Source organism: Butyrivibrio sp. DSM 10294 (assembly GCF_028539135.1).
Taxonomy (GTDB): Bacteria; Bacillota; Clostridia; order Lachnospirales; family Lachnospiraceae; genus Butyrivibrio.
The window spans coordinates 81,362-97,239 of record NZ_JANSWL010000060.1; the positions used below are offsets into that span (position 1 = coordinate 81,362).

12 protein-coding genes are annotated in these 15,878 nt (G+C 47.1%); all 12 read left to right on the top strand.

The window, feature by feature from the left end; all coding sequences use genetic code 11:
* The first annotated feature begins 3 nt into the window (after positions 1–3).
* The 12 genes from NXH67_RS05365 (at position 4) to NXH67_RS05425 (ending at position 15,794) form a co-directional block, all read left to right on the top strand.
* Positions 4–1,296: a glycosyltransferase family 4 protein gene (locus tag NXH67_RS05365; RefSeq protein WP_272796683.1), complete on the top strand. Its 1,293-nt coding sequence runs from the start codon at positions 4–6 to the stop codon at positions 1,294–1,296.
* Between the two features lies 1 nt (position 1,297).
* Positions 1,298–2,488, top strand: coding sequence for a glycosyltransferase family 4 protein (locus tag NXH67_RS05370; RefSeq protein WP_272796684.1), 1,191 nt, complete (start codon positions 1,298–1,300; stop codon positions 2,486–2,488).
* A 9-nt stretch (positions 2,489–2,497) separates the two neighbouring features.
* Positions 2,498–3,754 carry a hypothetical protein gene (locus tag NXH67_RS05375; protein ID WP_022778612.1) on the top strand — a complete coding sequence of 419 codons (1,257 nt, stop codon included), beginning with the start codon at positions 2,498–2,500 and terminating at the stop codon, positions 3,752–3,754.
* Between the two features lie 15 nt (positions 3,755–3,769).
* Complete coding sequence (locus NXH67_RS05380; RefSeq protein ID WP_272796685.1) at positions 3,770–4,774, top strand: glycosyltransferase family 2 protein; 1,005 nt, start codon at positions 3,770–3,772, stop codon at positions 4,772–4,774.
* 1 nt (position 4,775) lies between these two features.
* Positions 4,776–6,398, top strand: a complete 1,623-nt coding sequence (locus NXH67_RS05385; protein WP_272796686.1) for a hypothetical protein — start codon at positions 4,776–4,778, stop codon at positions 6,396–6,398.
* A gap of 43 nt (positions 6,399–6,441) precedes the next feature.
* The gene (locus NXH67_RS05390; RefSeq protein WP_272796687.1) at positions 6,442–7,641 is read left to right on the top strand and encodes an ATP-grasp domain-containing protein; all 1,200 of its coding nucleotides are present in this window, start codon (positions 6,442–6,444) and stop codon (positions 7,639–7,641) included.
* Positions 7,641–9,560 carry a pseudaminic acid cytidylyltransferase gene (gene pseF, locus NXH67_RS05400; RefSeq protein ID WP_330676619.1) on the top strand — a complete coding sequence of 640 codons (1,920 nt, stop codon included), beginning with the start codon at positions 7,641–7,643 and terminating at the stop codon, positions 9,558–9,560. Before NXH67_RS05390 ends, pseF begins: the two co-directional genes overlap by 1 nt.
* Positions 9,561–9,578: 18 nt before the next feature.
* Positions 9,579–10,652, top strand: a complete 1,074-nt coding sequence (gene pseI / locus NXH67_RS05405; protein WP_272796688.1) for a pseudaminic acid synthase — start codon at positions 9,579–9,581, stop codon at positions 10,650–10,652.
* Positions 10,653–10,676: 24 nt separating this feature from the next.
* On the top strand, positions 10,677–11,762 hold the full coding sequence (gene pseG / locus NXH67_RS05410; RefSeq protein ID WP_272796689.1) for a UDP-2,4-diacetamido-2,4,6-trideoxy-beta-L-altropyranose hydrolase: 1,086 nt from the start codon (positions 10,677–10,679) through the stop codon (positions 11,760–11,762).
* Positions 11,759–12,814 (top strand): glycosyltransferase, encoded by a 1,056-nt coding sequence (locus tag NXH67_RS05415; RefSeq protein WP_022778606.1) that lies wholly within the window; start codon positions 11,759–11,761, stop codon positions 12,812–12,814. Before pseG ends, NXH67_RS05415 begins: the two co-directional genes overlap by 4 nt.
* Before the next feature lie 119 nt (positions 12,815–12,933).
* A complete protein-coding gene (locus NXH67_RS05420; RefSeq protein WP_272796690.1) occupies positions 12,934–14,007 on the top strand; it encodes a glycosyltransferase family 52 in 1,074 nt (357 codons plus the stop codon).
* Positions 14,008–14,042: 35 nt separating this feature from the next.
* Positions 14,043–15,794 (top strand): ABC transporter ATP-binding protein, encoded by a 1,752-nt coding sequence (locus tag NXH67_RS05425; RefSeq protein WP_272796691.1) that lies wholly within the window; start codon positions 14,043–14,045, stop codon positions 15,792–15,794.
* The last annotated feature ends 84 nt before the right edge of the window (positions 15,795–15,878 follow it).

A 15,878-nucleotide genomic window follows, 5' to 3' on the forward strand; every position in this document is an offset into this window, starting at 1 on the left:
GAATTGAGAATACTATGGCTTTGCAACATAATGCTTCCGGCTTATGCCAAGGCCCACGGACTTGACTTTTCGGTCCGGGAGGGGTGGCTGACGGGATGCCTTGAGAGAATAAAGAACAGTCATATATTGGGTGACAACGAGATAGAACTTGCCATAGCCTTTCCGGCGGAGGGTGATATCGCTTCTTCCAGTGAGGTCATTGATGGCATTACCTACTACGGCTTCGTGGAGGATCTAAGCCACCCGGAAAGTTATGACGGCAAGGTGGAGAACCGTTTTCATAACATTCTTGATGACTTTAAGCCTGATGTGGTGCACATCTTCGGAACGGAGTTTCCCCACAGCCTGGCGATGCTAAGGTGCTTTGGCAATCCTTCCAGGGTTCTGCTTGGAATCCAGGGTGTCTGCGGTGTTATCGCAGAGGAATATATGGCCGGTATTCCTGAGAAGGTGCAGCAGTCCGCAACCTTCAGAGACAGGATCAAACAGGACAGTCTTATCAAACAGCAGGAGAAATACAGAGCAAGAGCCGAACATGAGGCCGAGTGCATAAGGCTCACCGGCAATATCACAGGAAGAACTGATTTTGACAGGGCAAGGACCTATGAGATCAATCCTGAGGCCAGGTATTATCACCTTAACGAGACGATGCGTCCTTCCTTCTATACAGCCACAAGAAGGGAAAAGGATATAGAAGAACACTCGATATTTTTATCCCAGGGAGATTACCCGCTCAAGGGATTTCATTTTGTCCTTCAGGCTATGCCCGGAATATTGGAGAAGTACCCGGATGCTCATTTATATGTTGCCGGCAACAATATAATCGGCAAGGGCCAGAGCAAATACCCTTATTTTCTCAGGGCCGCTGCATATGGCAAGTATATAAAGAGGCTTATCAGGACTCTTCACCTTAAGAAGAATATTACAATGCTGGGAATGCTCAGCGAAGAGGAGATGAAGGACAGGCTCCTTACAGCAGGCGTATTTGTGTGTGCCTCTGTCGTAGAGAACTCGCCCAATTCCCTGGGAGAAGCGATGCTTCTTGGAACTCCTGTTGTGGCATCAAGGGTCGGAGGCATTCCGTCAATGGTTGAGGATGGCAAGGATGGCCTTTTGTTTGAGAAGGCTGATCCTGAGGACCTTAAGAGATGCATTTTGCAGATATGGGACGATCCCATGCTGGCTGCGGTCTACGGAGACAATGCGAGGAAGCATGCCCGCGAAACCCACAGTCCCGACAGGAACTACGACAGACTTCTTGAGATCTACAGAGATATAAACGAGGCAAGAGCGTGATATGGTCATAACCTTTGTGTCCAACTACATAAACCACCATCAGCTTCCTTTTTGCAAGGCCATGGCTTCTCTTGATGAGGTAGAATTTCATTTTATACAGGTCATGCCTATGGAGGAAAAAAGGCTGCAGATGGGATGGGGTGTCAGAACTTCCGATTTTCCCTTCGTCCTTGAAATGTACAAGGATGAGGAGAAGTGCAAGGACCTTATCCTGGGCAGTGATGTGACGATATTTGGCTGGACCGAGGGTCTTACAGCCGAGCTTGAGAAGGAGCGCTTATCTTCGGGCAAGCTATCTTTCAGAGTCAGTGAGAGGATCTACAGAGAAGGTCAGTGGAAGGCAATAAGCCCCAAGGGCCTTAAGAAAAAGAGAGAGGAACACTACGTCTACAGAAAAAAGCCGGTATTTCTTCTCTGCGCCGGGGCCTATGTGGCATCGGATTTCAGGCTCATTCACAGTTATCCCGGCAAGATGCTGAAGTGGGGATATTTTCCTGAGAGTGATGACGAAGGCAGGGAATATGGTAACTGCAACAGGAGACCCATTAAGATCTGCTGGGCAGGGCGCCTCATAGATCTAAAGCACCCTGAATATGCCGTGAAAGTTGCTGAGACCCTGAATAATAAGGGCTATGATTTCACCATGGAAATCATTGGAGACGGAAGGCTGTCCGGGACTCTCGCTGAGAGAGTAAGACGTGCCGGGCTCACTTCCGGGGTTACATTAACAGGAGGCCTTAAGCCTGCAAGGGTTCTGGAACATATGAAGGAAGCAGACGTTTTTCTTTTTACCAGCAATTACCTCGAGGGCTGGGGAGCTGTCGTGAACGAGGCCATGGGTTGCGGCGCCGCGGTGGTGGCATCGGGGGAAGCGGGAGCTGTTCCCTTCCTTATAGAGCACGGTTACAACGGACGAATATACAGAAAAGGCAGCTACGAGGACTTTGAGAAGAACGTCCTTTACCTTTTTGAGAATAATGATAAAATAGCTGAATATGGCAAAAATGCGGCTGATACTATAAGAAATTTATGGAATGCCGAAAAAGCCGCATCGGAGCTTGTAAGATTCTGCAAAGGCTACTTGGAAAATGGTGAGGTAGAACCTGCTGCGGAAGGACCCATGAGCCTTGCTGAGGTATATAAGCCTGCGGGATTTGCAAGAACTATGCAAGAAAGAAATGTTTTGGAGTAAGAGGAGATTATGAGAGCTATCGATAAGTTTTTTAACAACGAAATTGAGGTGGGAAAAGTTACCATCAAGATGTTTGACTTCCTGTTTGTTATAGCCCTGAGCTGTTTGGGACTGATCTACAGGTTTGCCTTTTATAACATCTTATCGGGAGATTACAGTACTGCCTTCGCTGATTGGATGAGAGAGTGCCATGAGGCAGGAGGTTTTGCTTACCTTGGTATTACACCCGGTGTGAGCGATGCCAGCACCTTTGATTACAACTGTATGTTCCAGTATATTATCGTGATCCTGCACTATATTGGCGGAGGAATCAGCGATATTTATCTGATCAAGACGGTTTCGGTTATCTTTGATTTTGTCTGCGCAGTGGCTGTTATGCGTATTACTTTCCATGTGACCGGCGGAAATGTCAACAAGGCTATTATGTCCTATGCGGCAATCATGTTCCTTCCCACTGTAGCTCTTAACAGCGCAGCCTGGGGACAGAACGATTCCATCTACACAGCTTTTATATTGCTGTCTTTGTATCATGCTATGAACGAGCATGACAACAGAACTTTTATTTACATGGCAATTGCTTACAGCTTCAAGCAGCAGGCCATTTTCTTCATGCCCTTCATTATCATCATGTGGCTGAAGAACAAGATCAAGATAAGATACATTTTCTGGATCCCTGTTATCTATATTCTGGCCATGGTTCCTTCTGCCATCGCAGGAAGACCCTGGGGAGACCTTCTGGGAATCTACGGCAAGCAGGTGACAATGTTCTCAAGACTCTCCATGAACTATCCCAGTATCTACACCATTATCACCACTGATATTGAGAAATACACCAGAAGAGGACTTATCCTTGGCGGAACAGTCTGCACCCTTATGATCTTCGGCTCTATTGCCTATTATGTTTACAAAAAAGATTTCAAGATCACTTCAAGATATATGCTGACTCTTGCGATCTTTACCATGGAGGTGTGCACTTTCTGCCTGCCGGTAATGCATGAGAGATACGGCTATATCCCTGAGGTTATGGCAGTTATCTACGGAATGCTCAATTACAAAAAGATGCCCATCTGCGCGGCACTTCAGGTTATCACCATGATCACCTATACAAGATATCTTTTCGGTTCAACGGTTACTCTTTTGTGGCCGCTTACGATGGCAATGCTGACAATCATCCTGCTTCTTGGTTATGACCTGTACAAGCAGATGATCCCTGAGACTGTCATCAAGGTGACAGCAAATACCGGAAAGAGCGCGGGAAAAAAGTAAAACGGGAGAATAGATATGCCGGATTTTAGCAGTAAGATCTCAGTTATCATACCTGCATATAATATTAAAGACCTTTTGCCAAAATGCGTGGAATCCGTGGCTATGTCCGATTATCCAAGGGAGCTTCTTGAGATAATTGTTGTGGACGACGGCTCCACCGACGGAACAGCGCAGGTGGCCGATGAGCTGGCAGCAAAATATGCCAATGTGACGACTCTCCACAAGGAAAACGGCGGCTCCAGCAGCGCCAGGAACCTTGGAATCAGCAGGGCTACAGGCGAATACCTGGGCTTTGTTGACAGCGACGATTACATCGACAGCCGGATGTATTCAAGGCTCATGGAGGCAGCCCTTAGGAACAATGCCGATATGGTGCAGATCTCCAGAGATGAGATCGCAGAGGACGGCTCCAAGCTTCCGGATGTGGTCATTCCTCCAAAGGAAGAGACTGTGATCACAGCTTCCGAGCACCTTAGGACCCTTCTTATGCACACCGGGGATGCTTCTTTTTGCACCAAGCTGACCAAAAAGAGTGCTCTTGGAGATATGCGATTTCCCGAGGGAGAGCTCAACGAAGACTTTTACCTGATGATACATGTGCTTGGAAGGATAGACAAACTGGTTATTCTTCCGGAGCAGTACTACCACGTATTCTATCGCACGGGCTCCAACTCCAGGAAAAAGGCACAGGACAAGGACTATTTTCCCTCCGTGTTTACAGATATTGTCAGAAATGCGGATGTGGCACTGGATCTTGTCAAGAAGCACCATCCCGAGCTGATCCCCGTGGCGGAGAGATTTGGCTATTATCAGAGGCTTGATTATCTGCTCCACATTCCGGTCAGCAAGATGACGGGGGACAACACCTTCTACAGAGAGGTTGTTACCTATATCAGACAGAACATGAGAAATATTAAGAAGAATCCCTATCTTACCTCCAAGCAGAAAACGTATCTTAGGATACTTGCCCCTGCGCCCAGGGCGGTGAGATGGCTTCATGCCAAGGTAAGAGGTCTGTGATATGAAAAAAGTATATGTATGGCTGATCTTTCTTGCCTCAATAATAACTACTTTGTACTTCGGATTTCAGAAGTCGGGCTTTCATGAGGACGAATATTATACCTATTATTCCAGTAACAGGTCACTGGGGCTCTATCAGCCTGACAGGGAGTGGCAGGACAGGCAGACGATCCTTGATGAGTTCTCGGTGAAAAAAGGGGAGGGCTTTAGCTACGGACTGGTTAAGCTCGTTCAGTCCTGGGATGTGCATCCGCCGCTCTATTACTGGATTTTCCATACTATATGTTCGCTGACGCCGGGACTTTTCAGTAAGTGGTCCGGACTTATAGCCAATCTGATAGCCTTCTGCATTTCCTTCTGGCTCCTATACCTTATAACCAAGGAGCTGGAGGTTCCAATGCTGGTTCAGCTGCTGGTTCTGGCTTTCTTCGGGATGAATCCCCAGACCATATCCTGCAATATGCTGATCCGCATGTATGCATGGCTTACCACTGCAGTATTTGCCTGTGCTCTGATACATATTAGATTTATCAAAAAAGAGGCATTCTCTGAAGGTTCATCTAAGGATGATGCGAAGGATATCAAAAAGCTGATTGCTGTTTGGGCACCGATTGTATTGGTATCCTATCTGGGATTTCTGACTCAGTATTTCTACCTGTATTTCTGGGTGGGAATCGGAGCTTTTACTTTTTTGTGGCTGGCCTTTTCAAGGTTTGATTTTAAGAAGGCCTTCATCTATGCGGGAGCCAATGTGCTGGCTCTGGGACTTGCGATCATTACCTATCCTTCCTGCATTAGCCATATCTTTGGTGGCTACAGGGGAGCAGATGCGGCGGGAGGTCTTCTGGATCTGGCGGGGACCTGGATGAGAATGTCCTTTTTTATCGGACTTCTTAATGACTTCGTATTCGGTAAGTGCCTGCTGATCATCATAACGCTTATTCTGATGGGAACCATATACCTGAATCTTCGAAGGAGCAGGGACGTAGCTACAGGCAAGAGGCAGAAGTATCAGTCTCCAAGACCTGAGATCATTGGCCTTTTGGTGGCAACCGCTGTGTATTTTATTCTTACGGCTAAGACTGCGCTGCTGGTGGGAGCTGCTTCCAATAGGTATGAGATGCCGATTTACGGACTTATCATCTTCTTTATCATCTGGGATGTGTACATAGTTTTTTACCGGATTGAGAGCTTTGGCAAGGATAATAAGAAGAGAAGCCTTGTGATGGTAATGGCGGTGTTTTTTGCAATTCTCATCGTAAAGGGGCTTGCAACAGACGATAACGTATTGTTCCTCTACAAGGAGGATCCGGAGAAGATAGCCTATGCCGCAGATCATAAGGATCAGGTGGCGGTTGTTATGTTTAATCCCGCAACGCCGCAGAATGTGTGGAGACTTACGGATGAGCTTCTTATGTATGACAGGGTCTTCTATATGAATGAGGAGAATCTTGAGGCTCTGACGGAGGGTGACGTGGTAAATGCAGACAGCATTACTCTGTATGCGGCAGATGATGATCTTCAGAAGCAGGCCTTTGACAATCTCCTGGAGAGCTGCACTAAGCTCTCTTCCATGGAGGAGCTCTTTACCGAGGACATGTGGGCTTGCTATGGGCTGAAGTGAGTGCCTATAATAGACAGGTAAACTTAATTTAAGGAGATATTATATGAGAGCAGCTGTAATCGGAGCAAGCTCTGAATCAATATATGGAATAAACAAGGCAAAAGAGCTGGGGATGGAAGTAATAGCTCTTGACGGTGATCCCAAGGCTCCCGGCCTTACCGCGGCGGATAAGTCCTACGTGGTGGATATCCGCGATCCCGAGAAGGTGCTGGAGATCCTGGATTCACAGAAACCGGATGTTATTATTCCTGTGCCCATAGGACGATACCTTACAACCACAGGTTACGTTAATGATGCCTACGGTCTTACGGGAGTATCCGCAGAAGCTGCAAGGCTCTGCACCGACAAATATGATTTTCACGGAAGGTTATCCGCTAAGGGTCTTAGAAACTGCGAGCTGTATCTGGTTCCCGCAGGAGAGACCTGTTTATATGCCAATGAGCTTAACACTGTATATCCTGTGGTGGTTAAGCCAAGATTCGGTTCAGGAAGCAGGGGAGTTGAGATCTTCGACAGCCCTGAGGCACTTCAGGAGGGATTCCTGTCACAGCTTCCCTTTGATGAGGATTACGTGATAGAGACCTGCGTTCCGGGACCGGAGTTCGGCCTGGACGGAGCCTTCGTTGATGGCAAGTTCAAGCTTATTCTTCTTAGAGGCAAGGAGAATACTCCGCCGCCCTACAGGGAGTGTGTGGGATACTATTCCATTAATCAGACTTCCGATAACGAGGAATTTTTTGATAAGCTAAGGACCTTCATGCAGAAGGTTGGAGAGACACTTGGATTTAGAAACAACCTGATCCATGCGGATATTATCAAGGACAGTAACGGCAATCCTTTCCTTATCGAGACCTCTGCAAGGCCTTCGGGACATAACCTTCACAATCTTTTTACTCCCATGGCAAGCGGAGTTGATGAGGTCGGAGAGTTCCTGAAAATGGCTGTACCTGCCCTTGGGAAGAGCTATTCCTTCGAGACAACAATCTCCGGGGATATGATGATAAGATACTTCGATCTGGAGAAAGTAAGAGTTAACTATGTTCCCACTGCAGATGAGCTTAAAGACAACTACCCGATAGTTGCCTGGAACTGCAATATCAGACCCGGTGATATCCTTGGCAAGGTGACAAACGGCGCTTCCATCATGGGAAGAGGGTACTTCTGCATTCAGGGTTCATCAAGGGATGAACTGATTAAAATAGCAAATGATATACTTGGAGAGTTTGAAACGGAGGAAGTTTAATGGGCTCTGTTGCCATTATAACCGCAAGAGGCGGAAGCAAGAGGATTCCCGGCAAGAACATCAAGGAGTTCTGCGGTAAGCCAATCATAGAGTATTCCATCAGGGCAGCCCTTGATAGCGGCGTCTTTGAGGAGGTTATGGTATCCACCGATGACGACAGGATAGCTGAGGTTGCAAGAGCTGCGGGAGCAGCTGTACCCTTCAGAAGATCCGATGATACCGCAGGGGACTATGCTACCACCGATGAAGTAATAGCAGAGGTTCTTAATAAATACAGGGAGCAGGGCAGAGACTTCGACACCTTCTGTTGCCTGTATCCTACAGCTCCATTCATAACGGCTGATAGATTAAGAGAAGCCATGGAGCTACTTAAAGAGCACGAATCCGTAACACCTGTAGTTTCATTTTCCTATCCGCCCCAGAGAGGGTTTGTCATAGTGGATGGGAGACTGGTTAGAAAACATCCCGAGTTTGCCACTACAAGATCACAGGATCTTGAGAAGCTCTATCATGACAGCGGACAGTTCTACGCATGCAGAACAGATGCTTTTTTCCGTGAAGGAACCACTGACACAGAGGATATGGTTCCCGTTATCCTCACAGAGGATGAGGTCCAGGATATAGACACCATGGAAGATTTCAGAATGGCTGAGATTAAGTACAGGCGTCTGATGGAGCTTAAGGAAGCTGATAGATCTGCTGACAGAAAGGCTTTTGACGACAAGGAGCTTGCTACACCCTATTACAGAGTGGACGAGGCACTTCTTGACGGTGATATAGATTTGCTGAAGGGCGCTCTGGAGAAGAGCTGGAATAATTACATCTGTTCTTTTTCCGTGAAGACCAATTCACTGCCCTGGCTCCTTGCACACCTTCGGGACAAGGGCTTCTATGCGGAGGTTGTATCTGATAAGGAATGTGAGCTGGCGCTTTCACTTGGCTACAGCACCGACAGAATAATCTACAACGGCCCCATCAAGGATAGAGCTACTTTTGAAAAGGTGCTCCTTGGAGGCGGTATAGTAAATATGGATTCAAGCTATGAGCCGGTATGGCTCGGCGAGCTTGCCAAGGCTGATCCGTCAAAGAGTCTTAAGGTGGGACTTCGCGTCAATTATGACATGGTGTCCAGACTTCCTGAGGAGGTTCTTGCGGACGAGGAGGGAAGCCGCTTTGGCTATTGCTATGAGAACGGAGAGCTGGGAAGAGTCATTGATACTCTTAAGGCAATTCCTAACGTTAAGATAGCGGGACTTCACCTTCATTCCTCCACCAAGTCCAGATCTCTTAATGCTTACAAAGCGCTGGCGGAGATAGCGGTATCTGCAGCCGGTGAGTTTGGCCTTGAGCTTGAGTATGTGGACATGGGAGGCGGCTACTACGGCGGAGTTAAGGGTAAGCCTGACTTCAGGGACTATGTACCTGCGATAGCAGAGGTTCTCTCTAAGGGCTTTGATATGAATAAAACCAAGCTTGTTATGGAACCCGGTGTTTCCCTGGTTTCATCTTCCTTTGATTTCGTGACAAGTGTTATTGATGTGAAGAAGGTAAGGGAGCACACCTATATTGTGACCGATGGCAGCAGAGTGAATCTCAATCCTCAGGTTACAAGGCGCTGGTATCCTCACAGATTCGAGTACAGGGGCGGTGCATCCGACAGGGAGACGGTTTCTTCACAGATGATATGCGGAGCTACCTGCATGGAGTATGACAGGCTCTTTGAGGTAACCGATGAGGCGGCTCTTAATATAGGAGACAGGGTGGTATATACCAACGCTGGAGGCTATACTCTGTGCCTTACACCACTGTTCATCCATTACTTCCCTGCAGTTTATGTAAAAAAGGCTGACGGTAGCCTTTTCACAGCAAGGAAACCCTGGACCAATAACGAGTACATGATGAATAACTATACAGAATAAAACTAAGGAGAATGCGGGATGCCCGATTACAACCTTAATCACCAGATACATATAGGCAGTCACAGCGTGGGAGCGGACAGCCCGGTTTACATAGTTGCCGAGATGTCAGGCAATCACAACAACGACTTTGGCCGCGCCATTGAGATAATCCATGCGGCCAAGGAAGCCGGCGCCGATGCGGTTAAGCTTCAGACCTACACCGCCGACACCATGACGATCGACAGCGACAAGAGCTATTTTCAGATAGACGGCGGAACACTTTGGGATGGCAAGACCCTCTACAAGCTCTACCAGGAGGCTTACACTCCCTGGGACTGGCAGCCACGGCTCATGGAAGAAGCAAATAAGCTGGGACTTGATTGCTTTTCCACACCCTTTGAGAGTACCTCTCTCGATTTCGTTGAGCAGATGAACATGCCTGCCATCAAGATAGCTTCCTATGAGATCACCGACATTCCTTTTATCAGGCTCTGCGCAGCCAGGAAGAAGCCGATGATCTTTGCCACAGGCGTAGCCCGCATGGAGGATATCAGACTTGCCATAGAGGCCTGCATAGAGGAAGGAAACAGAGACATTGTCCTTCTTAAGTGCGTATCCGCTTATCCCACACCCTACGAGGATGTGAATCTAAACATGATACCTACGCTGGCCAGGGAATACGGCTGCATCATGGGCCTTTCAGACCACACAATGGGCTGGACCGTTCCAATTGCAAGCGTGGCCCTTGGAGCCAAGATGATAGAGAAGCACCTGACTCTTCGAAGAGCCGACGGCGGCGCAGACAGCGCTTTTTCCATGGAGCCGGAAGAATTCGCGGAGATGGTAAGAAATGTCAGGATAGCCGAGAAGGCCCTTGGAAGCAGTGTGTACAAGCTTACGCCCTTCCAGGAGAAGGAAAGGGAAGGCGCCAGATCTCTTTTTGTGGTACAGGATATCAAAAAAGGAGAACTGCTGACCAAAGAAAACATCAGATCCATAAGACCGCAGCAGGGAGCAGGACTTCCTCCTGTAGAAATAGATAATTGTCTTGGTAAAAAAGCTACTTGTGACCTTTTCAGAGGAGAACCGCTGAAAGCAGAAGATTTTGAGTGACATCACAGTTAAGAGGGGTAGAGTATGGCTAAGAAGATCTGGATTAAAGCAAACGGAAACGGTGCGATCGCAACAGGACATATCAGAAGATGTATGACAATCGCAGCAGAACTGCGTGGCAAGGGCTGCGAAGTTACGTATATCCTTTCGGACGAGGACAGCGATCATGTGCTCCATGAGCTTTCGGAAGAGGGCGGAGATGAGTATGACAGCATTATTCTACACACCATTTATTCCCAGCCGCTTCAGGATATGGAGGCTATGAAGGTTCTGATGGCGGAGGAGAAGCCTGACTTTTTCCTGATTGATTCCTACTTTGTCACAGAGGAATATTTCAAGGCCTTAAGAGACCTGATCAAGGAACTCGGTCTTGAGGTTAAGCTTGGCTATATCGATGATCTCTACAAATTTGACTACGATGTGGATTTTATAGTAAATTATGACCTTAAGGTTCCCGAGGATTTTTACAGTGCGGGAGTTAAACTGCTGGGAGGAGAGTATGCACCTCTGCGTAGGCAGTTTGGAGACTCTAAATACAAGATAAGTAAGAGAGCCCAGAATGTGTTCATCTCAGCAGGAGGTACAGATCCCTACCGAATTGTGAGGAATATCCTGAATGAGATATACTTTGCGGAGAACAGTCCCTGCAGAGAGGTTCTGGACTTCACGGGAGTTATGTGTGAAGTTGTGGTGGGACCTTTGTTTGAGGAAGATTACGTTAAAGAACTGCAGGACATGGCAGATAAGTGTGAGTTCATAACACTCCACTACAATCCCGGCAATATGGCCGAGATCATGAATAAATGTGATTTTGCCGTATCCGCAGGAGGAACAACCCTCTATGAGCTATGTGCGATCGGTGTTCCAACCTGTGTCTACAGTATGGCGGACAATCAGGTTCAGTTCGTTCAGGCTTTTGATGAGCTGGGAGCTGCCAAGTACGCCGGGGATATCAGAACCGACCACAGATTGATACAGAAGATAGTTACCTGGGGAACCGCAGCGGTGGATAACCCGGGATTTAGAAAGAGAATGAGTGATAAAGCCCGCAGCATCATAGATGGCAAGGGCGCAGAAAAGATAGCAGCTGCTATCGTGGAGATGATATGATAAGGCTTAGCATAATTGTTCCTGTTTACAACATGGCAGGGGAGGGGAAACTTGCCTACTGTCTGGACAGCCTTGTAAACCAGAAACTTGACAGGGGAGAGTACGAGATCATAGCGGTGGACGACTGTTCCACGGACAATTCCCTTGAGATACTAAAAGAATATGAGAAGAAATACCCTGACAGATTCATTGCTCTTCACTGCGAGGTGAATCACCATCAGGGAGGAGCCAAGAACATAGGACTTGCCATAGCAAAGGGCGAGTGGCTTGGCTTCATTGATTCCGACGACTGGATCGTTCCCGATTACTATAATCGTCTTCTTACAAGAGCAGAGGAAACCGGTGCAGATATGGTCGGCTGCGATTACTGTTTTACGGATGAGCACAGCTTCAAGGTGGGACAGATAGTCCATAACAACAACTTTGAGCAAACTGGTGTTATGGATAAAGAGCGATATCAGAAGCTCCTTCTTGAGACCGGAAGCCTTGTGGTTAAGGTATACAAAAGAGAACTGATCCTTGGAGACTATCAGCCCGCAGCCAAGGACAAGCTTGATATCTTCCCTGAGGATATCTTCTATGAGGATAATGCGGTAAGTAACACCTGGATGCTAAGGAGTAAGCACTTTGAATACATTCAGGAGCCGCTTTACTTCTACTATCAGCATAACACCTCCACTGTGCATTCCATATCAAGGAAGAACATGGAAGACCGCATGACAGCGGGAAGGCTTATAGTCAAGGAAGCTAAGGATAACAACTACTATGATGAATACAAACCGGAGATAGAGTATCAGTTCACGGTGTTATTTTATATCAACACGCTTTTTTCGGTTATGCCAAGGAGCTCCAATTTCAAGGGAAGCTACAGCTTTGCCAAGGCCCTTGCCAGGGAGATGAAGGAGACCTTCCCGGATTTTCAGAATAACAGCTACTATCAGGAGAAGGTTCATCCTGAGGAGAAGAAGCTCATAGGATATCAGATGAAATCACATCTGTTTTTTTATTTATACTACAGGCTCCTGTGGTTCTATAGGGGAATAGTGAGTTAGCGGAGACGGTTGCGAGTCAATGGGGACGGTTCTCTCTGACTCACGAAGCGAGTCAGAAAGAACCGTCCCCATTGACTCACAACCGTCCCCATTGACTCATAAGGATACCGGGAGTAATTATGTACGACAGAATTTATGTATGCCACACCTTTTACCATGTTTATATAGCCTGCCTCAAGGAATTTGCCCTGGGGAAGAAGGGCGGTGCCACGCTGATGCTGTCCAAGATGTCCAACAGGTTTGGAACCATGGTGGACAGGGCAAAGAAATCGCCGATATTTGATGAAGTCTATGAATATGACGAGAAAGAGGACACTTTTTTTGAGGAGCTGAAACCTCTCAAGACGGATTCCGGCAACATTGCGATCAATATGTTAAGGCGCATCCGTTTTTGCAAGAAGTTCGGTAAGCTCCAGGAAAAGTTCGTTCCTGTGGACTTCTCCAAATACAAGGACATCTATGTGTTCTGCGATTCAGACCCGATAGGCTATTATCTTAGCTACAAGAAGATCAGATACCATGCTCTCGAGGACGGCCTTGACTGCATCAGGTACTATGATACCGCCAGATACGATAACAGAGGTCATTTTAATATCAAGGCCAAGATGGCGGAGCTGGGACTTATTCATATTCAGAATGGTTATGGGAAGTACTGTATAGATATGGAGGTCAATGACATCTCTGTTCTTCAGTATCCATGTCCCAAATACGTGGAACTTCCAAGGAAGAACCTGACAGAGCGCCTTACAGCCTCTGAGAAGGAGCTACTGCTGGAACTCTTCGTGGAGGATATTGATAAGCTGAGGAGCAAGCTGGACGAGGCCAAGAAGGGCCTACCCACACTGCTTGTTCTCTCGGAGCCTCTCTGCGATCTGGATACGAGACGCAGGATCTTCGAGGATATCATAAGAGACTATGGCACGATCGATGGTCAGAAGGCCATCGTTCTGATCAAGCAGCACCCAAGAGATCTTTTGGAGTATAATAAGATCTTCCGGGACGCTGTGATACTGGACGGTTCCTTCCCCATGGAGATGCTCAATCTCATAGAGGGTCTGTCCTTTGACAGAGTGGTGTCCGTTTATACTGTTACGGATTCCATTAAGTTCGCCAAAGAGAAGCTCTATTTGGGCGACGACTTCATGGATATCTATGAAGCTCCCGAGATTCATAGACAGAACGAAGCTATATAACTGGTGCCTGTCACCATGAAATAAAGAGGAAATATATGCGTAAGATTTACAAGAAACTGATGAAACTGCTGGATGGCAGACAAAAGAGACAGATGGTGGGGATTGTGATCCTGATGCTCATAGGCGGAATCCTGGAGTCCCTGGGAATTGCCATGATCGCTCCTATTATGGCTGTGGTTGTAAGCCCGGAGAAGGTTCAGGAGAGCAGGGCTCTTTCATTTATCTATAATTCTCTTCATTTAGAGAGTACCAATCAGCTGGCAGCGGTTATCATGGTGTCACTTATAGTTGTCTTTGTGGTAAAAAATGTTTTCCTGTACTTCGTAAATGTTGTACAGCTTCGTTTTGTATATACCAATCAGTTTGCAACTTCCAGACGAATGATGATCAATTTCATGGAAAGACCCTATGAGTACTATCTTGGGGCTGACACCAGTGTCATTCAGAGAAACATAACATCTGATGTCAATAATATGTACGGACTGATCCTTAGCAGTCTTCAGCTCATAAGTGAGATCATTGTTTTCATCTGCCTTGTTGCAATACTTCTTAGCCAGGATCCTGTGATGACTATAACCATTGCATCCCTCCTGGTGGTTGTACTTCTTATAATCAAGTTCAAGATCAAGCCTATCATGGTCAAGGCCGGACAGGAGAATCAGGATTACTACAGCGGTCTCTACAAGTGGATCGATGAATCCGTCACCGGCATCAAAGAGATCAAGATCGCTAACAAAGAGAACTATTTTATCAATGGTTATGCGGACTGCGGAGCAGGATATGTCAATGCTGTTCAGAAGTACGGTCTGTACAATTCAACACCAAGGCTTCTTATCGAGACCATTGCCATTGCCGGAATGATCGGATATATGCTGGCTGTAATGGCAGGCGGAAGAGAGCTTACAGATCTCATCGAATCCCTGACGGTTCTTGCAGCTGCGGCCACAAGGCTTCTTCCAAGCGCCAACAGGATCAATAATTACCTGACTTCCATCGCTTATTTTGAGCCTTTCCTTATGAATGTGACCGACAATCTCCAGTCAGAGATTAACGATACTTCCGTAAGCTACAACGAGACAGATTACAGAGTTAAGACTAATGTCGAGAAGCTACCCGTTACCAAGAATATCGACATGGTGGACATCAGCTACAAATATCCCGGAACAGACAGATATGTTCTGGACAAGGCCAACATGAGTATTCCTGTTGGTAAGAGTGTTGGTATCGTTGGAACCTCCGGCGCCGGCAAGACTACCATCGTAGATGTGCTGTTGGGACTTCTTAAGCCCGAGGGCGGCAAGATCCTTGCTGACGGGGAAGATGTTTCCAAGAACTATCAGGGCTGGCTTAAGAATATCGGCTATATCCCCCAGACCATTTTCATGGTGGATTCAACCATCAGAAAGAATGTGGCCTTCGGTATCGCCGATGAAGATATTGATGATAAAAAAGTATGGCAGGCCCTTAAGGAGGCAGCTCTTGATGAATTCGTAAAGAGCCTTCCCGAAGGACTTGATACCAAGATCGGCGAGAGAGGAATCAGACTCTCCGGCGGTCAGAGACAGAGAATCGGTATTGCAAGGGCTCTTTTTGAAGACCCTGAGGTACTGGTTCTGGATGAGGCAACCTCTGCTCTTGATAATGAGACAGAGAGTGCCATTATGGATTCCATTAATAGACTCCACGGAAGAAAGACCCTTATTATTATTGCCCACAGACTGCAGACCATCGAGAAGTGCGACATGGTCTACAGAGTAGCCGACGGCAAGGCTGTGGTAGAGAAGTAAAGTGACAGACACTGCGTTATACTAAAGTGCCTGTCACTTCATCAAACTAAAGTGCCGGGCACTTCAGTGGAGTAAAGCGGGAGG

Coding starts and splice junctions, on each gene's coding strand:
- NXH67_RS05375 (WP_022778612.1), top strand. CDS start 2,498: ATGAGAGCTATCGATAAGTTTTTTAACAACGAAATTGAGGTGGGAAAA.
- pseI (WP_272796688.1), top strand. CDS start 9,579: ATGCCCGATTACAACCTTAATCACCAGATACATATAGGCAGTCACAGC.
- NXH67_RS05385 (WP_272796686.1), top strand. CDS start 4,776: ATGAAAAAAGTATATGTATGGCTGATCTTTCTTGCCTCAATAATAACT.
- NXH67_RS05420 (WP_272796690.1), top strand. CDS start 12,934: ATGTACGACAGAATTTATGTATGCCACACCTTTTACCATGTTTATATA.
- NXH67_RS05425 (WP_272796691.1), top strand. CDS start 14,043: ATGCGTAAGATTTACAAGAAACTGATGAAACTGCTGGATGGCAGACAA.
- NXH67_RS05415 (WP_022778606.1), top strand. CDS start 11,759: ATGATAAGGCTTAGCATAATTGTTCCTGTTTACAACATGGCAGGGGAG.
- pseF (WP_330676619.1), top strand. CDS start 7,641: ATGGGCTCTGTTGCCATTATAACCGCAAGAGGCGGAAGCAAGAGGATT.
- NXH67_RS05390 (WP_272796687.1), top strand. CDS start 6,442: ATGAGAGCAGCTGTAATCGGAGCAAGCTCTGAATCAATATATGGAATA.
- pseG (WP_272796689.1), top strand. CDS start 10,677: ATGGCTAAGAAGATCTGGATTAAAGCAAACGGAAACGGTGCGATCGCA.
- NXH67_RS05380 (WP_272796685.1), top strand. CDS start 3,770: ATGCCGGATTTTAGCAGTAAGATCTCAGTTATCATACCTGCATATAAT.
- NXH67_RS05370 (WP_272796684.1), top strand. CDS start 1,298: ATGGTCATAACCTTTGTGTCCAACTACATAAACCACCATCAGCTTCCT.